The sequence below is a fragment of the Burkholderia sp. Nafp2/4-1b genome (genome assembly GCF_003635165.1).
Classification (GTDB): Bacteria; Pseudomonadota; Gammaproteobacteria; order Burkholderiales; family Burkholderiaceae; genus Burkholderia.
In genome coordinates this window covers 39,455-62,204 of sequence record NZ_ML058615.1, presented here as the reverse complement: position 1 = coordinate 62,204, position 22,750 = coordinate 39,455, and the positions used below count along the sequence as shown (strand labels likewise).

Genomic DNA, 22,750 nt, shown 5'->3' with positions numbered 1-22,750 from the left:
TCCTCGCGAGACGCCGTGGGTCAGGCAGCGGCAGTGAGCATATAGCCCGCGTTGCGGATGGTCCGCAGCAGCGAGCGCTCGAAGCCCGTGTCGATCTTCTGGCGCAGCTTGCTCACGTGCACGTCGATGACGTTCGTTTGCGGATCGAAATGGTATTCCCAGATGTTTTCGAGCAGCATCGTGCGGGTGACGACCTGCTCCGCGTGGCGCATCAGATATTCGAGCAGCTTGAATTCGCGCGGCTTGAGCAGGATTACATTGCCCGCGCGCGTCACTTTCCGCGATAGCAGGTCGATGCAGAGATCGCCGACCTTGAGCTTCGTGTCGAAGCCGTTGTCCTGCGAACGCCGCGCGAGCGCTTCGAGCCGCGCGACGACTTCGCCGAACGAAAATGGCTTGACGACGTAATCGTCGCCGCCCGCCTTCAGCCCGCGAATCCGTTCGTCGACTTCGTCGAGTGCGCTGAGGATCAGCACGGGTACCTTGCTGCCCGACGCGCGCAGCGCCGCGACGATCCTGAGTCCGTCCATACCACCGGGCAGCATGCGGTCGAGCACGATCGCGTCGTAGGATTCCCCGATCGCGAGCGCCATGCCGTCGCGGCCGTTGTCGGCCCAATCGACGACGTGGCCGGTTTCGAGCAGGCCTTTCTTCAGAAAGCCCGCCACCTGCTGATTGTCTTCGACCAAGAGAATTTTCATTTCTGGATTCGCGGCCCGTCAGTCACGCGTCGTGTGCGCCCTGACAAAAAGGCCGCTGACGTGTGCAGGTCGGGCGAAATAGTGCACCGTCGCGCTGACCTTTCATTATCGCCTTGTCGGGACAGATGAAGCGACCGCTCCGTATTAAATTTTTTTAATCAAGGCGCGCGTGGGTGCGTGCCGCCGTTTGCCAGCGGGGCTCGGCGGCATCCGACCTCGCACATTAACAAACGTTAACGGTATCGCAACCCTCCGAAAAGCTGCCGCTTCATAAGATGACAGTGTGAAACTCACACGCACCGAGCCCGCGCCGGCACGTGCAACCCATTCACTCTCTGTCGGATGATGCTTATGAACCCGGTGATGGAACAGTCAGCCAGGCCGCAGTATCGAAGCACCCCCGAGCCTTCCGGCGAGCCTTCCGCCGAGCCTTCCGTCATCGCGCTGGGTGAATTTGAACTGAACCTCGGCATGCGTTCGCTGTACAAGGCGGGGCACGAAGTGCCGCTCGGCTCGCGTGCGTTTGACATTCTATCGGTGATCGTGCTCGCAGCCGGGCGCATCGTGTCCAAGGACGAACTGATGGAGACCGTATGGCCGGGTGTGTGCGTCGAAGAAAACAACATCCATGTGCATCTGAGCGCGGTCCGTAAAGCGCTCGGCGACCATCGTCAACTGATCGACACCGTACCGGGGCGCGGCTATCGCTTAAAGGTATTCGACGGCGTGCCAGCGGAGCCTGGACCCGACGCACCGACCGAGCGGCATGCGCCGCTCTTGCGCAACGCGGATGCAATGACCGCGCCGAGGCATCGATTGCCGGGCAGAAGAACGCTGCTCGGTCGCGCCACGGCTCTCGATGAAATCGAGGGCCACTTTGCGCTCAGCCGCGTGGTCACGCTGACGGGGCCGGGCGGCGTCGGCAAGACCTGCCTCGCCATTGAACATGCGCACCGCACGACCACCACCGGCACGTCAGATGTCGTATTCATCGACCTCGAGGAAGCGGGATCGCTCGCGGCCGTCTCGCAGCTCGGGCCAGCGCCCTCGCCGGCCGCCGGTACACTGCTCGTACTGGACAATGCAGAGCACATCGTCGACGAGGTGGCGGACCTCGTGGAACGGCTGATCGGCCAATGGCATGGCTTGCGCGTGCTGCTCACGAGCCGCGAGCGCCTTCGCATCGCGTCCGAGACCGTGTTCCGCGTCGAACCGCTAGCGCTACCGGCAGACGAGTCGTGCCGCGACAGCCTGATGCAGTCGCCTGCCGTCGAGCTCTTCCTGGAGCGCGCAAGCCGATGCGGCGTGCGAATTGACGACGAGCATCAACTCAGGCTCGTCGCTGAAATCTGTCGCCGGCTCGACGGGCTTCCTCTCGCGATCGAGCTCGCCGCCGGGCGTGCGTCCGTGTTGGGTGTCGAAGGGGTGCGCCAGCGCCTCGAAGAACGCTTTCTGCTTCTCGCCGGTGGTTATCGCACGGCGCAGCCGCGACACCGAACATTGCGCGCCGCGTTTGACTGGAGTTTCCAGCGGCTCACGCACAACGAACAGGCCGTCGTTCGTCGCATCGCACGGTTTAACCATGCGTTCACGCTGGATTCCGTGTACTCCGTCGTTTGCGACGACAGTGTCGACCGCCCGACCGCGCTCGACTGCATCGCGCATCTGGTCGAAAAGTCGATCCTCGACGTGAGCTTCGTCGGTGTCACGGCAAGCTACCGTCTGTCGGAATCGGCTCGCACGTACGCACTTGCGCTTGGATCGGGTAATGAACCATGCAATGTCGCGAGGCAGCGCGCCCGCTACCTGCAGTGAGCGACGGACGACCGTAGTGACAGTTCAGCGGCAATTTTGAATGGGTGCGAGCATTGCCGGACGGGGCGGGCTGGTCTACGCCGTCACGCGCCGGTTAATCGAATGCGCGGCTGACTTGGCGCGCGCGCATGGTGATTGGCCCTCAACCTCGATTGCACGGCAAATCGCATTGCGATGCGCAATAAGACTCTGAAGGATCGCGCGCATCGTGCAGAGCAATTCCTCAGACAACTCAGTATCGAGGCCAGCAGCCCTTCCCCGCGCGACCCGATCCTCCTGGGCCGAAACGAGGCGCAAAGCGATGCGCAGGTGGTCGTCCGCAGCCCGCAGATGAGCGTGTTCGTCGACGAGCGTTCGCATGGTGAGTCCAGTCGACTGCTTCTTCACAAATGTATGTGGAAACCGGCACCCCACTCGGTCAGGCGCTTTCAACGCGAGGGTGGGCGAGCGATCGGCCATGGGACCATGCTACTCGGAATGTCGGCAGACATGCTCAAGATGCGCGGTACCGATAAATTCGTCGCCACTGCGAATTGCCAGTTCGGCCGCGTTGTTCGGTAATGTCGATATCTCGCCTGCCACTCCACCACTCGCGCTTGGCATGAATTGAACAATCTCTCGTCGCGCGAGATCGTTCAATTCGACCAGCGTGTGCGGGACCGGTTGCATCCATCACCGCAGCCACGGCTTCAGGGGTTCGCAGGCCGACAGCCGGCTGCTCTTCGTCGCTGCGCAGGGTGGGAAATTTGCAGCTCGGAGCCGGTGGGTACCGTGGGGGAATTTGCCTGCGCCGCCGCGCATTGCTCCTGGTACTTGCGGATCGTCTTCCGGTCACTCTCGCAATCCGGGCGATCTCCCGCTGACATTTGCCTGCGGCGACGAGTGTGGCGATGGTTGTTTGCAGATGCGACTTCAAGACATTCACTCCAACAGCCCCTCTTCTTCATCCGACGGGTGCTAGGTAACGTCCTGCCAGACCGCACCAGCATCATGCTCAGCGTGTTTCCAGGTAGGGATCCGTTGCGAACGACGCCGATTCGCTTCGCATGAGAACTCGCGAGGGATGGCGTTAGACGACCAGGTTCATGGCGGATGAAGAAAGAATTTTCTCTCCAGCAAATAAATTTGCCGATCGGGCAAACAAGCAGGCGGATTGCGCTACCCATAATTCCGCTGCCTCTTGCAGCATTTCCAGCACTTACATGGGATGTCGCAGGTAAGGAATGGCTCTGATCTTCGGCGATTCACGCAGCTGGCGCGGGCTATCGGAGGCGCTGGCACACGAGGTTACCGTAGACGCCGCCACGGAGAGAGCGAAAGGAAATCCTTTTGTCCACTAGAAAAGTCAGAACGGAAAACGCAATGAACATGAGCCGACACAGGGTGGTTTCGAATAGCAGCGTTGAGACGCGAGTAGCTGCAGGCGAGATGCAACAGTGCAGCCGGGCGGAACGACGGAAAGTGGAGATGCGCCGAGCGGCCACCCTGCTGCAGTCAAAGGTGTCGCTGGCGATACTGGCGGCGGTGGCGTTTCTGTCCGCAGGGCAGGCATACGCGGACAACTATGCGTCAGGAGGCAGCAACGGCGCGAGCGTCTCGAACGGTGGGGGCCCTGCTGCAACTGGCGGCACCTCCCCTGCCACGGCGGGCAGCGATGGCAGTCAGAATAACGAGGCGTTCGGCATGGCGTCGACCGCGAACGGAGGTAATGCGCTATCGATTGGGGACGCGGCGACCGCAAATGGTGGCGGTGCGACGGCGGTAGGCGCCGATACATCCGCAATCGGAAACAACGCGGTAGCGTTCGGCGGCGGAGCGGCAGCGAATAACGCCGGTGCGACCGCGTTAGGCTCTCTGGCGAAGGCGTCTCAAGCAGCCACTGCAGTGGGTGTGTCAGCTACGGCAAGCGGCGGCAGCAGCACGGCAATCGGCAACTCCAGCTTGGCGAGCGGGGGATCGGCTATTGCAATTGGTCAGTCTTCCACCGCATCATCGGCTACTTCTGTCGCGATTGGTTTTGGGGCGAACGCCGCAACGTCCAATGGCGTTGCGCTGGGTACTCTGACACAAGCAACAGGCACGAACTCGATTGCCATCGGCAACGCGGCTGTTGCTTCGACTGCCGAATCGACTGCACTGGGTTCCGGCGCTGTCACGCGCGCCGCGACCAACGTGAATAGCGTCACCCTGAATGGAGTGACGTTCGGTGGCTTCGCCGGCTCGACGCCGCTCGGCGTGGTGAGTATCGGCGCAGTCGGTCAGGAGCACCAGTTGCAAAACGTCGCCGCTGGTCAAATCAGCGCAACCAGCACGGACGCCGTGAACGGCTCGCAGCTCTTCTCGATTGCAAACCAGGTCTCGACGTTGACGGCGGATCTCGCATCGTTGACGACGACGGTCGGCAAGATCTCGTCGAGCGTCCCGAGCGGCACGACGACGGACACGTCGGACACCGCGATCGGCGCGAATACGTCGGTTACGTCGACGAACGGCACGGCGGTCGGCAACGGCGCGAACGTCTCGGGCGACAACGGCACGGGCATCGGCGTGAACTCGACCGTCACAGCGACGAACGGCACGGCGATCGGCACGAACGCGAAAGTCACTGCCGCGAACGGTACGGCAATCGGCGAAGGCGCGAACGTCTCGGGCGCGAACTCGACCGCCATCGGCACGAACAGCCGCGCGACCGCGAGCAACGCGGTGGCGCTGGGCGCGAACTCGGTCGCCGATCGCGACAATACGGTGTCGATCGGCGCGCCGGGCGCCGAGCGCCAGTTGACGAACGTGGCCGATGGCACGGCGCCGACGGACGGCGTCAACGTGCGTCAGCTGAACGGCGCGATCAACTCGGTGCGCGAGGAAATGTCGCGGTATCGCAAAGACGCGGATGCAGGCACGGCAAGCGCGATCGCAATGGCGAACATGCCGCAAGCCGTGCTGCCGGGCGAAAAGGTGGTCGCACTGGGCGGCGGTACGTACGGCGGGCAAAGCGCGATGGCGCTGGGTCTTTCTGTCGCCACGGGCAAATGGCTCGTCAAGGGCTCCGTGACGACGGCCGTTTCTGGTCACGGCTCGTTCGGTGCGGGTGCCGGCGTCGGTTATCGCTGGTAATCGCGGCTCGGCGTCGAGCATCGGGACACCGTCGCTCGGCGCCGCCTGCGGAGATTTCGCCGCGAGCGCGACCCGGCTGACGTCGGGAGAACGACTCAGAGTCCCATATACTCGTCCATAAGGCTCCGGTACTAACGGCGGCGAGGATACCGGGGGAACAAAATTCATCCCGCTCCGCCGAGATCCGGCAACTCCAGCCCAGTACGTGTTTGCCAAAGCATGTTGACGCTCATCTCATCACGCAGATCGGATGGCTTGCGAAAGCGGCAGACCACCATCGATGCCCTATGACTGCCCGGCCGGTGGCATGACAAAGAGGCGTTCGTCCCACACTACGGGTTGAGGAATCGGCGGGCCGGCGCGCGTCGGCGATTCGGCGTACGCCCGGGCGGCCGCAGCTGCCAACGCTGAACTGTCCCGATTTTATTGGCAGGTTGGCCGTCGCATTCGGGAGGATGTGGCAGTGAGGACGTTACCGGAATCTCGGCAACGGCGGGACCGTGCCGGGCACTGCCCCCAATTCTCTCCGCACCGCGGAGGGAATTCAGTGACCGGCCAGCGACGGCGAACCTGCGGTGGCAACGGCATGGCTCCGGTCAACATGCTCGCCTTCAGCCCGGTGGCCAGCTCGCGACGGTCGGCCTCACTGTAGCAACCGTGCCCGTGCACACGCGACACGGCAGTGGTCCATTCGCTGGCAACTACCGAAATATGTGGGTCATCGGCCAGGTCCGGTCGCCCGCGTCCTTCGGTATTCGGGCCTCCAGTTGCGCCTTTCGCTCGGCGAGCTTGCGTCCAAGTCCGACAAGGTCGAGTCCCGATGAGCGTAGTTCGGGAAAGAGCTTCGTCTCCTCTTCCTTGATGTGATGCCGGACGTTTTCCATAAGCACGCTGAAAGTGGCGTCAAACCCTTCCATCCCGGGCTTGAGGGTTTCGAATTTCTCGATGAGCGTCTTCACGAGAAAGTGCTCGACGTAGGCTTTGTCGACATCCTTTTGAGGGCCGCCGGACAGCGCTTCGTGCGCAGCCGGGTAAAGAAACTCTTCCTCAATCATCGCGTGGACGGTCAACTCTTCGCAGGCTCGCCTGACGAGCGCGTGCTTGGCATCGAGGTCCTCGTCGGCGGTCTTTTCAAAAATCGTGAACAGCTTTTCTACCGCGCGATGGTCAGACTCAAGCAGGGCGATAGCGCCGGTCGCCGACGGAGTGCCAGCTTCGTCACGCTGATGCTTGTGGCGCTGCGATTGGTTCGTGTTCGCCATGGCTGGCCCCTGACTAATGATGGATAACGGTCAGCCATTCGAGCAAAACTTGCACCTGCTCCAAAAACCGGCGCGGATGCCGACCTGGCCTTTTTCGGTCAGACGGCTGTCTGCTCGTGCCGAATGGCTTCTAGTGCAGCCCGAACAAGAAGACCGCTACCCCCGTCTCCTCGTGAGCCTCCGCGAAGCCGTCAATCTGTGTAAGCACGAAGTAAGCACGAAGCGCGGCAAACTGATCTTCACACGCTCCTGCGACAGCCCAAAATGAGCCGGCATAGCCTAGGTAGTCGCGAAGTTCCTCAAATGACGTGGGCTCGAAGCGAACTTCGTCCCCCGCCGCGACGGAAGTTTCAACCCATTGGCATGTCGGACCGCGAACTGGCTGCGACGTGCAATACACACCCGGGTCATTGCGGGCTTGATGTGCGCGCATCCAATTTTTACTATGCTGCTGATTCGCCATTTCCGCGCCAGGCGCCTCCCGATCTTGGAGATTCACGATGATTCAAAGAGTCGAATCGAGTTCGACGTCGGCACCCGGCATCAACGGGGAGGTGACTTCGATCCTCCACCACCGCCTCGCCGAGGTGCGGTTTCAGGCGGTCGTCGAGTCGATCACCGACTACGCCGTCTACATGCTCGATCACGACGGAACCATCGCGACGTGGAATGCTGGCGCGGAACGAATCAGCGGCTACGGCGCCGATGATGTAATCGGGCGTCACTTTTCGAGCCTGTATCCGGCCGAAGCGGTGAAATCAGGGCGACACAGGGTGAGCCTCAAAGAAGCGGCGGAGCGCCACCGCTTCGAAGTCGAAGGCTGGCGCGTGCGCAAGGACGGCTCCCGATTCTGGGCCCATGCGACGATTACCGCGGTCCGGGATCTGTCGGGGCAGGTCTGCGGCTTCGTCAAGACCATGCGCGACACAACCCAGCGCACCCGGCTCGCGCAATTGGAGGCCACGGCCAATCAGCTCAACTTGTTCATCGCGACGCTCGGCCATGAACTGCGCGATCACCTCGCGCCGCTGCGTAACTCGATCGGCATCTTGCAGACCACGCCGGATGTCGCGCCGCAGCTCGCGAATTGTCGCGATGCGATCGACCGTCAGCTTGGACAACTTACCCGGCTGGTGGATGAGGTGCTGGACCTCGGCCGCATCCAGGCCGGCAAGTTCAAACTCGACTTCGGCATCGTGGCGGTGCGCGATGTCGTGGAGCGCGCCGTCGAAAGCGTCCAGGTCAAGGCGAATGCCAGTGCGCAGCGCATCGACATCAGCGTGCCGGACGACCCTGTGTTTGTGCACGGCGACAAGCACCGCCTGGTCCAGGTGTTGCACAACCTTCTCGACAATGCCTCGAAATTTTCGCCGAAAGACGCCCCGATCGCTGTTTCTGTCGCGACTGAGGGCGAACTCGTTGAGATTCGCGTGACCGATCACGGCCCCGGCATCGCGCCGGCTGCGCTGGACACCATCTTCGATGTGTTCGAGCAACACGGCGCGGTGGGAAGCATGCAGGGTGGTTTGGGTCTGGGTCTCGCGCTATGCCAGTCGTTTGTCCGGTTACACGAAGGCACCATCTCGACGGAAAGCGCCGGCCGGGGCCACGGCGCGACGTTCACCGTGCGCCTCCCGATCACACGCGCGGCCCCCGTCGGACTGTCGGCGAACGAAGTCGACATTGATGCACCGCCCACAACGCCGCTGCGCATCCTCGTAGTCGACGACAATCGCGATTCAGCCGATACGCTCGGGGGCCTGCTTCGGACCATGGGCCATGACGCACGAGCCGCCTACCGAGCAGAGGATGCGCTAGCGCAAGCCAGCACCTACCGGCCGCAACTGTTGGTCGTCGACCTCGCAATGCCTGGAGGCGACGGTTTCGAGCTGCTGCGACAGCTACGTGAGTCCGCGGACCTCGCCGGGACCGCTTGCGTGGCCATGTCCGGGTACACGCGGCCGTCCGATCACGAGCGGACGCAGCGCGCGGGTTTCGATGCACATCTCGCGAAGCCGGTCGAAATAAGCGCTTTGCAGGCGGTCCTGTGGCGAGTCGGCCGCGCCAGTCATACGCCGCGGGATTGAATCCTGCGGCTGGGGTACCGCGACCGTCGAGATCTAATGCACAACGCCGTCCCGAATCCGGGCGCCCCGAGCTGCAGCGCCGTCCGATCCAGCAATTGCAGCATGTGCCTTCGCGACAGCGCCACGCCTAAAACTCTCAAACAACGCACCACGATCGTCTGTCGCCAGGGCCGCCGAATCCTGCTTGCGGCCCGCTCCTCGTCACGCTGGTATTGCCGGTCCGCATCTTGTAAGCGAACGAGTCTCCGATCGATGCTGCTCGCCGCCAGTTCGAGGAAGAAACCGGGCTGGCCGGCCTGGCGTTGCGCTATGTGTTCGAATTCGGTGGCTTGACGAAACGCCACCACGTGTTTGTGGCCGACGCTCCCGTAGACCAAAGGAAAGTTGTCACCGTTTGCGAAGTATAGATGTTACTTGATGTCACTTCGCCAGTTCGCAGCCCTCCACGAGCCGCAAACCCCCGTGAATTCAAGGATTTGGTAGCCGCGCATTAAAGTTGTCACCGAGCGCGGCACCGCGAAGACCAATGTCAAGCCCCCCAGGGCGCTGGCCACCGCCACCACGCGTCGTGCCTACCTGAGTTCGAATGGACCATCGTGCCGTCGTGATAAGGTTCCTTGCTTTTCGACTCGATAACAGACAGGCTCCATCCTGCGCGAAGCGGGATGATCGGCTCCTCAACTGATCGGCAGCCCCGTCGTACTCAAAATGCGGTCACCCGAGCACTGTCATCCCGCCGTCTATCGCGGTGCGCGCCGCTCGACGATCGGGGCATGGCCGAACTCCTTCCGATAGGCCTTGCTGAAAGTACACGCCGACGGAAATCCGCAACGCACCGACACATCGCCGACGGAATCGTTGCCGCGGCGCAGCAGGGCCCGTGCATGCCGAAGGCGAATGCTACGGTAGTAGTCGCGCGGCGACACACTCAAATATTCCTTGAACACGCGCTGAAACTGCCGCTCCGACAACCCGACCAGCCGCGCGATCTCGGGAAACGAAAGCGGCTCCTCGACGTTGGCTTCCATCAGCTTCACCGCTTCGACCAGGTCGTCGCGCGTCGACTCGAGACGCGCACACACCGGCATCGGCTGTGGTTCATTCAAGCCGCGCAGCCGGCTGACGACCAGATGCTTCGACACGTCGACGACGAGATGCGGACCGAAGTCGCTCGACATCAGCGTGAGCATCAGGTCCATCGGCGCGATGCCGCCGGTACACGTGATCCGGTCGCGATCGATCACGAACAGTTCGTCCGTGATCTCGACATCGGGAAACTCGGCACGCAGCGCGTACAGGTCGGCCCAGTGCGCCGCACACCGGTACCGGTCTAGCAGGCCCGCGGTCAGCAGCGCATACGCGCCGCTGCACAGCGCGCCCATCACGATCCGCCGCTCGGCAAGCGCGCTCAGCGCGTGCCGCGTCCGCGCGTCGACCATCTCGCGGATCCGCGTGCCGCCGCACACGATCATCACGTCGGGCAGCGGACCGGACACGTCGAGCGGCTGCGTGGGGCGCATCGCGATGCCGTTGCTGGCTTCGACAGGCTGGCCGTCGATCGAGAACACCGTCCAGCGATAGTGCTCGGTACGGTCGACGTAGTTCGCCACGCGAAGGGCTTCGATGGCGTGGGAAAGCGCGATCATCGAATACGACGGCAGCGTGAGAAAGCCGAAATGGCGCGGGCGTGAAGTGAGGAAAGCCGGGGTATCGGGCACGGTGGCAATGCCGGAAGGACGACGGGGACGGCGGGTGTCGGGCGATGCGCGCCGTCCCGATCGGGAACGGCGCGCGTCGGGACGACGAAACGCTACAGATCGAGCACGAGATCCGACGTGGGACGGCTGCAGCACATCAGGCGCAACCCCTTGTCGATTTCGCGCTGACGGATACCGCCGTTGTGCTGCATGTCGACCGTGCCGTCGAGCACTGCGGTCTTGCAAGTCCCGCAAATGCCCTGGCTGCACGACGACGGCAGCGCGACGCCGGCCTTGCGCGCGGCCGACAGCACCGTCTCTGCACCGCTCATCGGAAAGGTCTTGCCCGACTTCGCAAGGCGAACCGTATATGTGCGCACGCCCGCTTCCGGCGCCTGTTGCGGCGCGTCGGCCGCATCGGCGGCAGGCTCCACCGTCTCGGCGAAGTTGAAGCTTTCCTGGTGATAGCGGACGGGATCATGACCGCCCTGCGCGAGCAGCGCCTGCGCGGCATTCATGTAGCCCGCCGGGCCGCACGTGAAGACTTCGCGGTCGCGATAGTCCGGAACGTACTGTTGAAGCAGTTCGAGGCTGAGCCGGCCGGTCGGTCCGCGCCAATCCGGCTCGGTTCCCGGGGCCTCGCAGATGTGGATCACCTTGAGGCGGTCGGCTTCCGCACTCAACCGCTCGAGCTCATCGCGAAAGACGATGTCGGCGGGCGTTCTCGCGCTGTGCACGAAGACGATGTCGCGATTCAGTCCGAGGTCGATCGCCGCTCTCGTCATCGACATCAGCGGCGTCACGCCCGAGCCGGCGGACAGGTAAAGCACCTTCGCGGCCGGCCCGGAGGCCGGCGTGAAAACGCCGGACGGGCCAAATGCGTGCAGTTCGACGCCGGGCCGCATGTTCGCATGCAGCCAGTTCGACATCACGCCACCGGGCGTGCGCTTGACCGTGATCGACAATGTGTACGGCCGCGTCGGCGGCGACGATACCGTATAGCAACGGCTGACCCGCACGCCGTCGACGTCGGCCGACACCGTGACGAACTGGCCGGGCTCGAAGCTGAAGGGATGCCCGTCCTTCGCGCTGAACACGAAGGTACGGACATCGTGCGTCTCGTCCCGCACGCGACAGCACACCAGCAGCTTTTGTTCGCTGCTGTCCCACTGGACGTCCGCGCGTTCCCAGGTAGCGGGGTCCGAGAAACGATCGGTCGCCGCGGCGGCCGGATCGGCCACGCAAAAGTTCTCTCTGACTTTCATGACGATACTCAGATGCCGTGAGCCTTCAGGCGCGCGTCGTACCAACGTGCGAACTGTTCGAGCGCGCCTTCCGTATACGTCGAGTACGGGCCCGGCACATAGGCGGGGTCCTGCGTCCCGCTATGCGTGATCCCGACGAGGTCGGCGTCCTGCTGGGTCGTGGCGACCCACACTTCGGTCAACGTCTTGACGTCGTAGTCGACGCCTTCGACCGCATCCGCATGCACGAGCCACACCGTGCGGACGACCGTCTTGTCCGGCGCGATCGGCAAGATGTACGCGACGACGGCGTGGTCGCTCATCACGTGCGTCCACGAATGATGGGTCCACATATGCACGTCGCCGAGATCGCGGCGCGGCAAATCACCGAGCAGTTTCGTGCACGCGACCTTGGTATCCATCGTCTGCGATTCGCAGGCGCCGGCGATGACAAGCCGCTGGGTGCGGAAATTGGTCTGGACGCTCTCGTTGACCGATTCGAACGCCTCGCAGATATAGCCGTCGCCTTCCCACTCCTTCTTGCGCGCGGCATTGTGGGCGAGATACGCGTCGTAGTCGCGTAGCGATTCCTCGCTCTGGCCGTCCGGGCAGAAGCCGAAGTCGTGCGCAAGGAACGATTGCGTGAGCTCCGGGTGCGTACCCCCGCAGTGATAGCACTCGCGATTGTTCTCCATCACGAGCTTCCAGTTACCGTTCTCGACGATGGTCATCTCGTGCGCGATCTTCGTGCGCTGCATCTCGTGCGGCGCGAATCGCGGCGCCATCACCGTCTCGAGCTTCGAGAAATCTTCCGGCGCTTCGTCGGCAAGGCAGACGAACACGTGCGCGCCGACCACCTTCACGTGCACCGGGATCAGGCTGCGGCACTTCGTGTCGAAATCCTTGCCCATGTGCGTCGCGTGCTTCAGGCTGCCGTCCAGGTCGTACGTCCACTGGTGATACGGGCAAACCAGCATGCCGACGGTCGCCTTCGTCGCGCTCTTCATCAAGCGCGCGCCGCGGTGGCGGCACACGTTGCGATACGCGCGGATGTTCTCGTCGTCGTCGCGCACGATCAGGATGGACGACTTGCCGATATCGACCGCGTAGACGTCGCCCGGCTCCGGCACGTCGGCCGTCACCGCGACGAAGATCCAGAGCTTCTCGAAGAACACTTCGACGTCCGTCTCGAACACATCCTGCCGGCCGAGAAGCCCGGCCGGCAGCCCGTGCCCGGGTTTGCGGCTGTCGAGCAGTTCACGGTGGGTCTTGAGCAGAACGGCAGACATCGTATACCTCCAATGGGGTTGATTTTCGCTATGCTTTTTTCAAACTTTGAGCGAAGTATTGGAGGGGCGATTTCACCCGTCAACGCGCTATATTTTCTCGTTCGCATTACTTTATGTTATGCAAGAACGCGCACGCCACCGGCTCCTTGGTTAACCCGAATCCGCGCGGTGGAACGCGCGACTCGGTACGAGTCCGCATCGCAACATCGGCGACTTGACCGGTACAATTTGGAGACACACGATTCGCCCCGGCCGCACGAAAATCAGACGCAAATGACGAAAGGAACAAAAGGATACCGGCGGATCGTGCCGTCGCTGACTGCACTGGTCGAATTCGAAGCGGTCGCCCGCCTCGGCAGCTTCACCCACGCGGCGGCCGAACTCGGCGTGACCCAGGCGGCGGTCAGCCGGCAAGTGCGCTTCCTCGAGGAAACGCTCGATGTGCGCCTCTTCCATCGTCTATACCGTTCGATCTCGCTGACGAACGAAGGCGAAATGCTCTATCTCGCCGTCGCCGAATCGATGCAGCGCATCGCCGGCGCATTCGACCGTCTGTCGACGGGCGCCGACCAGCAGGAGCTAGTGCTCGCGTCGACCGCATCGTTCGCGCAGTTCCGCCTGCTTCCGAGGCTGCCCAAGCTCAAGCACCTGAACCCGTCACTGAAGCTGCGGCTGACGACCCAGATGTTTACCGCGGACCTCCGCCAAGTGGAAGTCGACGTCGCGGTGCGCTATGGCGACGGAAAGTGGGCGGACGGAACCTCCATCCTACTGTTCGACGAGGAAGTATTTCCGGTGTGCTCGGCCGCCTTCATCGAGGAAAACGGCATGCCGGCATCCGTCGAAGCGCTCGGCGCGCTTCCGCTGATCGAATCCGACTCGACGTCCGAAGGCTGGATGGGCTGGGAAGCGTGGTTCCGCTCGGTCGGCCACCGTCCGGCCAAGCTGAACTACGCGCTGCGCTGCAGCCTCTACACGGATGCGGTACAGGCAGCCCGATACGGGCAGGGTGTCGCGCTTGGCTGGAGCCGACTCGTGCACGACCTGCTGGCGACCGGTGAGCTGGTCCGGATGCCGGTCGGATCGTGCAAGACGAGCGATGCCTATTTCGTCATCGTGCCTCACGGCCGTTCGTTGACGCCCACGGTCACGCAGTTGATCGACTGGTTACGCGAGGAACTTCCGGTTCAGTGACGCGACGCGCCGGTTCGATCGCTGTCCCGATTCGAACGGTATCGGCATGATGCCGCCTGGTTCTCCTTTCCCCTTTCTCCCGTCGAACGCGACGACGTCGCGGCCATCGTCAAGCGCCGTCCTTCGCATGACCTAAAGTAATGCGATCGTGAAAATATAGCGCGTTGACCGGCCTTTTCGGCGTTTCGATACTGACCTCAAAGGACCCCGCTGGCGCCCGGAGTGGCAAACGCGGCGCTGCCACGAGTCCGGACGGACCCATAACGACGAACTGGAGGAGCAATGTCAGCGGTCAGCACGCTTCATGTGGCGACAACGATGCAAACGAACTGTATCGCCGGCGTTCCGGACGATCTGATTGAGCGCGTGCGCGCGTACCGCATCGAGCGGGTCCGGAACGAGCTCGTTCGGCGGAATTGCCCCGCCATCGTTCTTTACGACCCGGTCAACATCCGCTATGCGACGGATACGTCCAACATGCAGGTCTGGACCGGGCGCAACCCGACGCGCTACGTGATCGTGTTTGCACACGGGCCGGTCATCGGTTTCGAGTTCCACAACTGCGATCACGTGTGGAACGACAGCACAATCGACGTCGAGCTGCGCAGTGCCACCTGCTGGAACTACTTCAGCTCGGGCCCGGAATCGACGCGCAAGGCCCGGAAATGGGCGCGCGAAGTCGCCGACCTGCTGCGTCAGCACGCGCCGTCGGAGATGCGCATCGCAGTCGACAGGCTCGACCCTGAAGGCGTTTATGCGCTTCAGGAAGAAGGCGTCCGCGTGGCGGATGGACAAGCGTTGATGGAACACGCGCGCGCCGTGAAATCCGCGGACGAACTGCAATTGATCAAGACCGCCGTCGACGTGTGCGAGCAAGGCATCCGGCGCATGCACAACGTGTTGACGCCGGGAATGAGCGAACAGGATCTCTGGGCCCACCTGCACTACGAGAATATCCGGCTCGGCGGGGAATGGATCGAAACGAGACTGCTCGCGTCAGGGCCGCGCACCAATCCGTGGATGCAGGAATGCAGCACGCGGACCATGAAGCAGGGCGAGCTGATCGCGTTCGATACCGATCTCGTCGGCCCGTTCGGCTATTGCGCGGACATTTCCCGAACCTGGACGGTCGGCCACGTTCGCCCGACCGACGCCCAGCGCCGGCTCTATGCCGCCGCGTACGCCCAGTTGACGACCAACATGGATCTGCTGCGCCCGGGCATGGCGTTCAGCGAGTTCGCGGAGCGTAGCTGGAAAATGCCGGACGCGTATCGAAAGAATCGCTACAGCTGCCTCGCGCACGGCATCGGCATGGTGGACGAATATCCGTCCATCGCGTACTACATGGATTGGGGCAGCAGCGGCTACGACGGCACGTTCGAGAACGGGATGACGTTGTGCATCGAAAGCTATATCGGCGCGGAAGGCGGCGACGAAGGCGTCAAGCTCGAGCAGCAGGTGCTGCTCGCGGAAACCGGGTGTGTGCCGTTGTCGACGTTCCCGTTCGAAACGGACTGGCTTTAAGCAACGCGGTAACCGTTGCGCACGCAGCCAATTGACGTTCATCGGTTACGTGCGCACCATGCTCTCGTCACGAGCGGCTTTCCTCATTACGTCGCTCACGAACCCGTGGCCGAAATCGCAGAAACGTCGAACGCCAACGGCTTCCGAGCCGCGCGACCGCGTCGAATTCAACGAGCGCGATCACGGACGGGGGCAGCGTGTTATCGACCGATTTCGACGCCAGCATCGAGCCAGCCGCGCATCATGATACCGACCTCGTCGCGCAGCCACCGACGGAACAACTGGTACTCCGGGCGCGGTTGCGCATTCCGGTGTGTGATCAGGTAATGATGGCGGTCACGAAACACGAGGACATCCTGAACCGGCCGCACTAGCACGCCCTCTTCGATCTGCCCGTGCACGAGGTGGTGCCAGCCCAGCAGCGTGCCCTCGCCGGCCTCGGCCTGCGCGACCAGCAATCGGTAGTCGTTGCTTTCCAGATACTTGTTCGCGGCCAGTGTATCGGTGCCGTCGCTCTGCTGGAACCAATTGCGCCACACGCGCCAGTCGACGTGCTCGCACACCTGCGCACGGCCGAGCATCGACAGGTTCAGCGTCGGGCTCGACAGCAGGTCCAGCGGCTTCAGCGACCGGCCATGAAAATGCCGCTCGTGAAACGACGGGCTGCACACCGGATACACGATGTCGTGGAACAGCGGCTCGGCTTCGAACTCAGGCGCGCGCGGCGGGTTCTTCGTGATGATCACGTCGGGCTCGATGAGTCCGTCGAGTTCCATGAAATGCTCGGTGACGATCACGTGTAGCTGGATATCCGGAAACCGCTCGCGAAACGCGGGCAGCCGCGACGACAGCCACAGCGCGGAGAACGTGTGCGACACGCAGACCATCAGCGCGTGCTTGTCGGTCCGACGCACGGCCTCCGCCGCCTCGGCGATATTCATGATCGACAGATACGACGCGTTGTACAGGATCCGGCCGGCATCCGTCAGTGCGATATGCCGGCCGGTGCGCTCGAACAGCGCGACGTCGAGAGAATCCTCGAGCTCCTTGATTTGCCGGCTGATCGCGGCCTGCGTCACGCACAGAACCTCGGCTGCCTGAGTGAAGCTCTCGTAGCGCGCCGCCGTCACGAAGCACCGCAGCGCGCGAAGCGACGGCATCTGCGCGAGAAGTCGGTCGGCAAACAATTGCTTCTTCAACATGGCTTTCACTCTCAAAACGAAGGTCGGACGCTGCGTCGACGAACCCGTCGACGGCAGTCCCGCCGGCTGCCCGCAGGCAGTCTCGTCGCAAACCTTTCAATTATCTGAATATTGCAGCTTGCGAGTCAGTCGGGCGGCCGGCAAGAGCGGCTCAGCCGCCGCAGCAGCGGCGTCACGACGACGCCATTTTCGATCGATTGTGCACCGCATCGCTATTATCGGAAGCGATGATGGGGACTGCAAGGCGCACTCGACATCGCGGCCGATCCGCGGCTCGAGCAAGCCGCCGAAACCCTTCCGCCAACCGGCATCCCGGGCCGCGCTGGCCGGCGATGCCGCGTGCGTGGCACCACTCAGTCGAGCTTCAGCCAGGTGGTCTTCAGTTCGCAGTATTGATCGTGCGCGTACATGGATTTGTCTCGGCCGCCGAACCCCGACTGCTTGAAGCCGCCGAACGGAGTCGACAGGTCGCCTTCGCCAAAGCAGTTCACCGTGACCGTCCCCGCGCGAATCCGCGCGGCGACCTTGTGCGCACTGTTCACGTTGTCGGTCCACAGCGACGCAGCGAGCCCGTAGCACGTATCGTTCGCGATCCGCACCGCGTCGTCGACGTCGTCGTACTCGATGAAGCACACGACCGGCCCGAACACCTCGTCGCGCGCGATGCTCATCTCGGGCGTCACTTGGTCGAAGATCGTCGGTTCGACGAACCACCCGCCGGTTTCCGCGAGAATTGCATTCCCGCCGCACACCACGTGCGCGCCTTCCGCCTTCGCCTTCTCGATATGGCCGAGAACCTTCTCGTAATGCTTCTGCTCGATCAGCGCCCCGAGCTTCACGTCTGGGTCGAGCGGGTCGCCGGTCTTCCAGCCGGCGAGCACCGCCTGAACCTTGTCCAGCAGTTCCGCCTTGCGGCTCGACGGCACGAGAATCCGCGAGCCGGCGCTGCAGTTCTCGCCCATGTTCCAGAACGCGGCCGCGACCGCCTGATCGGCCACCGCGTCGAGGTTCGCGACGTCCGGCAGGATCACCTGCGGATTCTTGCCGCCGCATTCGAGCACGACGCGCTTCAGGTTCGTATCGGCCGAGTAGTGCAGGAAGCGCTTGCCGGTTGCGGTCGAGCCGGTGAACGCGACGAGATCGACGTCAGGATGGCGGCCGATAGCCTCCCCGGCCTCGCCGCCGAACCCGGTGACGACGCTGAACACGCCCGGCGGCACGCCGGCTTCCAGCGCGAGATCGGCGATGCGCAGCGTCGACAGCGACGTCTGCTCGGCCGGCTTCACGACCACGCTATTGCCCACCGACAGCGCGGGGCCGATTTTCCATGCGAGCATCAGCGCCGGGAAATTCCACGGCAGCACGGCGCCGACGACGCCGATCGGCTCGCGCGTGATCATGCTGACGACGCCGGCGCCGGAAGGCGACAACGCGTCGTAGCGCTTGTCCGTCACTTCCGCATGCCAGCGGATGCACGCGGCCGACTCGGGAATGTCGAGCCCCAGGCATTCGCCGATCGGCTTGCCGGCTTCCAGCGCCTCGAGCAGCGCGAGTTCCTCCGCGTGCTCGTCGATCAGCTGCGCGACGCGCAGCAGCACCGCCTTGCGATGCGCGGGTGCGGCCTTCGACCAGACGCCCGACTCGAACGCTTCGCGCGCGGCCGCGACCGCGCGATCGACGTCGCGTTCGCTACAGCGCGCCACTTCGGCGAGCACCTTGCCCGACGCCGGGTTGAGCGTCGCGAACGTCTCGCCCGACGCCGCCGCACTGCGCTCGCCCGCGATGAACGCGCGGCCGTCGAGCGACAACGCATTCGCCTTTTGCTTCCAATCCTGATGGGTCGTCATGTCGTTTCCTCAATAATCAAAGCTCGGCACCGGCCGAGAATTCCTTCGCCCAGATCGTCGCCGACACGGCCAGGTCGACGAGCGGCCGAACCGGCAGCGGACGCGGATGCGGCTGCTTCAGCAGCTGCTGCACGAGGCTGTTCGATTCACCGAGCGCGTATTCGGCGATCAGCTTTCCGGACGACGAGCCGCGGCTCAGCCCGAGGCCGTTGCAGCCGATCGCCTCATAGAGGCCGTCGTCGCGCTTGCCGAACAGCGCACCGTTGTTCGCGGACAGGCACAGTGCCCCGCCCCATGTATATTCGAGCTCGACGCCGCCGAGCATCGGGAAGCGGCGCTCGAACGAGCGCTGATGCAGATGCCGCGCCTTCGCGAGGTCAGCAGGCGACACCTTCACGTCCGGCCGGAACGCGAAATGGTTGCGCACGCAAATGCGATCGGTGATCAGGCGCCGCACCGTCGTGCCCATCGGATCGGCCGGGATCACCGCCCACGACCGCGTACCGCCAAGCTTCGCGACTTCGTCGGGATTCATCGGGCGCGTGAGCGACGCGAACGTATAGACGGGCAGCAATCCGTTCGAATGCATGCCGAAGGTCGCCGCGTACGCGTTCGTGCACAGGATCACCTGCTTTGCGACGATCGTGCCGCCGGCGAAGTACAGTGCGCGTGTGTCGCCGCGCGGCTCGATCCGCGTGACCGGGCTGAGCTCGAACACCGTCACGTTGTCCGGCTGCGTTGCCGCGAGGCCGCGCATCAGCGCAGCCGGCTGCACCGTGCTGCAGCCCGGCGTGAACAGCGCGCCCGTGTAGAAGTCGGTGCCGGTCACGGCCTGAATGGCCGGCTGGTCGAGCCATTCGAACGGTTCGCCGATGCGCGACAGACCGTCCGCGAAATGCGCGAGTGCGGCGGCGCCTTTCCTGTTGACCGATGCGTGGAATTTGCCGTCGTCGCGCCAGTCGCAATCGATGCCGAAGCGCCGCACGATGTCACGCACATAGTCGATGCCGTGCCGCTGGAACCGCACGTCGGCGCGGTCCTCGTCGATGCTGCGCGAGTAGCTTTCGCTGCTGATGTCGTGCGGCAGGTCGACGAAGAATCCGGAATTTCGCCCGGCCGTCGTGCGGCCGATCCGGTCGGCCTCCACGAGCGCGATCGACGCGCCGGGCGCGAGCTCCGCGAGCCGGCGCGCCGCGCACAGCCCGGTGATGCCGCCGCCGACGACGACCCAGTCGAACCGGCCGTCGGACGTGACGGTTTGGGCTTCCTGCGCCGGCGGCAGGCTCTCCCACCAGCCGTTCATTCCGTCCGGCGCAGGAAACCGCGCGAATTCCAGATTCGAACGCATGATGGCTTACCGGCTGTCGCGCAGCAGCGGCTTCACGAGCTTCGCGAACGCGTCACGCTCGTCGCCGGACAGCGCGCCGAGCGGTGCGCGTGCGACGCCGACCGGAAGGCCGGCCAGCTCGCAGCCGTAACGCACGTACTGAATGAACTTGCCGCTGCGCTCGAGCAGTTCGAGCACCGGCAGCAGTTGCGCCATGAGCTTGCGGCCGGTCGCGAAATCGCCGCGCGTCACGCAGGCGTCGAACAGGTCGGTGTGCGCTTCCGGCAGGAAGTTGGACGCGCCGCCGACCCAGCTGCGCGCGCCCCAGGCGAAGAACTCGAGCGCCTGGTCGTCCATCCCGCAGCTCACCACGAGCCGGCCGCTGAAATGCGTCGACAGGTGATGCAGATGCGCGATGTCGCCGGTGCTCTCCTTCATCGCGACGAAATTCTTCCGCTCGAGCAGCGTCTCGAGAATCCCATCGCCGATTTCGGTGCCGGTGCGGGCCGGGAAGTTGTACAGCATGATCGGCATGTCGAGCGCGTCGTCGATCGTGAGCAGGTGCGCGAGCAGTTCCTGCTGCGTCGGCTGCGCGTAATACGGCGCCGCCACCAGCAGCGCGTCCAGCCCCGCGCGTTTCGCTTCACGGCCGAGACGCAGCACTTCCTTCGTCGTCGTCGCATTGATGCCAGCGGTCAGGAACGTCTTGCCGCCGGCCGCGGCCGCGACCGTGTCGAACGTGCGCCCGCGCTCGTCGAAGCTCAGTGCATAGTATTCGCCCGTCGTGCCGCCGATGCCGAGGCCGGACACGCGGCCGGCGAGATCGGCCGCATGCCGGCCCAGCAGTGCGTGATCGATTTCGCCGTCCGAGTCGAACGGGGTGACCAGCGGTGTGTGTACGCCCTCGAAGCTCATTTTGATTCCTCATTCAAGTGGGTGCGCCAGGTTCCCGCCGTGTGGCAGGAAACCGGCATTCGATAAAACATCGGCGCGCGCCGCGCGGGTTCGGCACAGCCACGCCGTTCGGTTCGTCATGCGGTGCGAACCGCGTGTCCGTCCGATCCGGTGCCGGCGATCAGGCAAACGCCTCCGCATGCGCGTAGATGGGAAACTGGTTGCACAGGTCGCGCACGCGGGTCCGGACCGCGCGCTCGACCGCCTCATCACCGTCCGAATTGCGCTCGAGCGCCGCCAGGACCGCGAGGATCATTTCGCCTATCTGCTCGAACTCCGCGGGGCCGAAGCCGCGCGTCGTGCCGGCCGGCGTGCCGAGCCGGATCCCGGACGTGACGGTTGGGTTTTCCGTATCGAACGGAATCCCGTTCTTATTGCAGGTGATGCCGGCACGCTCCAGCGCCTTCTCGGCCTGCATGCCGGTGATGCGCCGCGCGCGCAGGTCAAGCAGCAGCAGGTGGTTGTCGGTGCCGCCGGTGACGAGCGTCAGGCCGCCGGCCGTCAGCACTTGCGCTAGCGTCTGCGCGTTGCTCAGCATCTGGTCGATATAGCGGGTGAACTCCGGGCGCAGCGCTTCCGCGAAGGCCACCGCCTTTCCGGCGACGACATGCATCAGCGGACCGCCCTGCAGCCCCGGAAAAACCGCCGAGTTGATCTGCTTCGCGACGTCGGCGCGGTTCGTCAGGATGAAGCCGCCGCGGGGACCGCGCAGCGTCTTGTGCGTGGTCGACGTCACGACATCGGCGAACGGCACCGGGTTCTGATGCCGGCCGGCCGCGACGATGCCGGCGATATGCGCCATGTCGACCATCAGCTTCGCATCGACGCTGTCCGCGATCTCGCGGAACGCGGCGAAGTCCAGCGCGCGCGGATACGCGGAGTAGCCGGCGATGATCAGTTTCGGGCGATGGCGCTGCGCGAGCCGGCGCACGTCGTCGTAGTCGATGCGCAGCGTGTCCGGGCTCACGCCGTACTGCACCGCGTTGAACCACTTGCCCGACAACGCGGGACGCGCGCCGTGCGTTAGGTGGCCGCCCGCATCGAGCGACATCCCCATCACCGTGTCGCCCGGCTTGACAAGCGCGAGCATCACCGCACCGTTGGCCTGCGCGCCCGAATGCGGCTGCACGTTTGCGTGGCTCGCGTCGAACAGCGCGCACGCGCGGTCGATCGCGAGCGCCTCGATCCGGTCGACATGGTCGCAGCCGCCGTAGTAGCGGCGCGACGGATAGCCTTCCGCGTACTTGTTCGTCAACACGGTGCCCTGTGCTTCCAGCACCGCCGCGGAGGCGATGTTTTCGGACGCGATCAGTTCGATCTGCGTCTGCTGACGACGCAGCTCCAACGCGATTTCCGATGCGATCACCGGATCCCGGCTCTGGAGTGTTTCGGCAAAAAAGCGGGCGTTCTCGTTCACTTGTGACTCCGCGACGCGATTCGTTACGTGCTGCGTGGATTGCCTGTACCGCACACTGCAAGGCCGGCACCGTCGT

At 63.9% G+C, this 22,750-nt stretch carries 16 protein-coding genes; 5 read left to right on the top strand and 11 right to left on the bottom strand.

The features are described 5' to 3' along the window. Positions 1-20 precede the first annotated feature (20 nt). On the bottom strand, positions 21-701 hold the full coding sequence (locus tag C7H84_RS22605; protein WP_121860847.1) for a response regulator transcription factor: 681 nt from the start codon (positions 699-701) through the stop codon (positions 21-23). 351 nt (positions 702-1,052) lie between these two features. Between C7H84_RS22605 and C7H84_RS22600 the strand changes: the two genes are divergently transcribed. Further along, positions 1,053-2,516, top strand: coding sequence for a winged helix-turn-helix domain-containing protein (locus tag C7H84_RS22600; RefSeq protein ID WP_240462074.1), 1,464 nt, complete (start codon positions 1,053-1,055; stop codon positions 2,514-2,516). Between the two features lie 75 nt (positions 2,517-2,591). Here the strand turns inward: C7H84_RS22600 and C7H84_RS22595 are convergent, their stop codons facing one another. Further along, positions 2,592-2,876, bottom strand: coding sequence for a hypothetical protein (locus C7H84_RS22595; protein ID WP_121860948.1), 285 nt, complete (start codon positions 2,874-2,876; stop codon positions 2,592-2,594). A 1,002-nt stretch (positions 2,877-3,878) separates the two neighbouring features. On the opposite strand from C7H84_RS22595, the gene C7H84_RS22590 reads away from it, so the two are divergent. Then, a complete protein-coding gene (locus tag C7H84_RS22590) occupies positions 3,879-5,630 on the top strand; it encodes a YadA family autotransporter adhesin (RefSeq protein ID WP_121860846.1) in 1,752 nt (583 codons plus the stop codon). Positions 5,631-6,331: 701 nt separating this feature from the next. On the opposite strand, the gene C7H84_RS22580 is transcribed toward C7H84_RS22590, so the two are convergent. Beyond that, complete coding sequence (locus C7H84_RS22580) at positions 6,332-6,892, bottom strand: hemerythrin domain-containing protein (protein ID WP_121860844.1); 561 nt, start codon at positions 6,890-6,892, stop codon at positions 6,332-6,334. Between the two features lie 500 nt (positions 6,893-7,392). On the opposite strand from C7H84_RS22580, the gene C7H84_RS22570 reads away from it, so the two are divergent. Beyond that, entirely contained in the window at positions 7,393-8,979 is a 1,587-nt protein-coding gene (locus C7H84_RS22570) for an ATP-binding protein (protein ID WP_121860842.1), read from the top strand. Between the two features lie 740 nt (positions 8,980-9,719). Here C7H84_RS22570 and C7H84_RS22565 read toward each other — a convergent pair. From C7H84_RS22565 to C7H84_RS22555, 3 genes are all read right to left on the bottom strand, one after another. Next, on the bottom strand, positions 9,720-10,697 hold the full coding sequence (locus C7H84_RS22565) for a GlxA family transcriptional regulator (RefSeq protein WP_121860841.1): 978 nt from the start codon (positions 10,695-10,697) through the stop codon (positions 9,720-9,722). A 92-nt stretch (positions 10,698-10,789) separates the two neighbouring features. Next, positions 10,790-11,941, bottom strand: a complete 1,152-nt coding sequence (locus C7H84_RS22560; protein WP_162999344.1) for a hybrid-cluster NAD(P)-dependent oxidoreductase — start codon at positions 11,939-11,941, stop codon at positions 10,790-10,792. Between the two features lie 8 nt (positions 11,942-11,949). After that, on the bottom strand, positions 11,950-13,209 hold the full coding sequence (locus C7H84_RS22555) for an aromatic ring-hydroxylating dioxygenase subunit alpha (RefSeq protein WP_121860839.1): 1,260 nt from the start codon (positions 13,207-13,209) through the stop codon (positions 11,950-11,952). A 273-nt stretch (positions 13,210-13,482) separates the two neighbouring features. Here C7H84_RS22555 and C7H84_RS22550 point away from each other — a divergent pair, with 273 nt between their 5' ends. Both C7H84_RS22550 and C7H84_RS22545 read left to right on the top strand, forming a co-directional pair. Beyond that, positions 13,483-14,403, top strand: coding sequence for a LysR substrate-binding domain-containing protein (locus tag C7H84_RS22550; protein ID WP_121860838.1), 921 nt, complete (start codon positions 13,483-13,485; stop codon positions 14,401-14,403). Positions 14,404-14,685: 282 nt separating this feature from the next. Then, positions 14,686-15,927, top strand: a complete 1,242-nt coding sequence (locus tag C7H84_RS22545; protein ID WP_121860837.1) for a Xaa-Pro peptidase family protein — start codon at positions 14,686-14,688, stop codon at positions 15,925-15,927. A 200-nt stretch (positions 15,928-16,127) separates the two neighbouring features. Here C7H84_RS22545 and C7H84_RS22540 read toward each other — a convergent pair whose 3' ends face one another. From C7H84_RS22540 to glyA, 5 genes are all read right to left on the bottom strand, one after another. Continuing rightward, positions 16,128-17,129 carry a LysR substrate-binding domain-containing protein gene (locus tag C7H84_RS22540; RefSeq protein ID WP_121860836.1) on the bottom strand — a complete coding sequence of 334 codons (1,002 nt, stop codon included), beginning with the start codon at positions 17,127-17,129 and terminating at the stop codon, positions 16,128-16,130. 353 nt (positions 17,130-17,482) lie between these two features. Beyond that, complete coding sequence (locus C7H84_RS22535; RefSeq protein WP_121860835.1) at positions 17,483-18,976, bottom strand: aldehyde dehydrogenase; 1,494 nt, start codon at positions 18,974-18,976, stop codon at positions 17,483-17,485. Positions 18,977-18,992: 16 nt separating this feature from the next. Beyond that, positions 18,993-20,324 (bottom strand): FAD-binding oxidoreductase, encoded by a 1,332-nt coding sequence (locus tag C7H84_RS22530; RefSeq protein WP_121860834.1) that lies wholly within the window; start codon positions 20,322-20,324, stop codon positions 18,993-18,995. Positions 20,325-20,330: 6 nt separating this feature from the next. Continuing rightward, a complete protein-coding gene (locus C7H84_RS22525) occupies positions 20,331-21,218 on the bottom strand; it encodes a dihydrodipicolinate synthase family protein (protein WP_121860833.1) in 888 nt (295 codons plus the stop codon). A 160-nt stretch (positions 21,219-21,378) separates the two neighbouring features. Beyond that, positions 21,379-22,674 carry a serine hydroxymethyltransferase gene (glyA, locus tag C7H84_RS22520; RefSeq protein WP_121860832.1) on the bottom strand — a complete coding sequence of 432 codons (1,296 nt, stop codon included), beginning with the start codon at positions 22,672-22,674 and terminating at the stop codon, positions 21,379-21,381. Between the last annotated feature and the right edge of the window lie 76 nt (positions 22,675-22,750).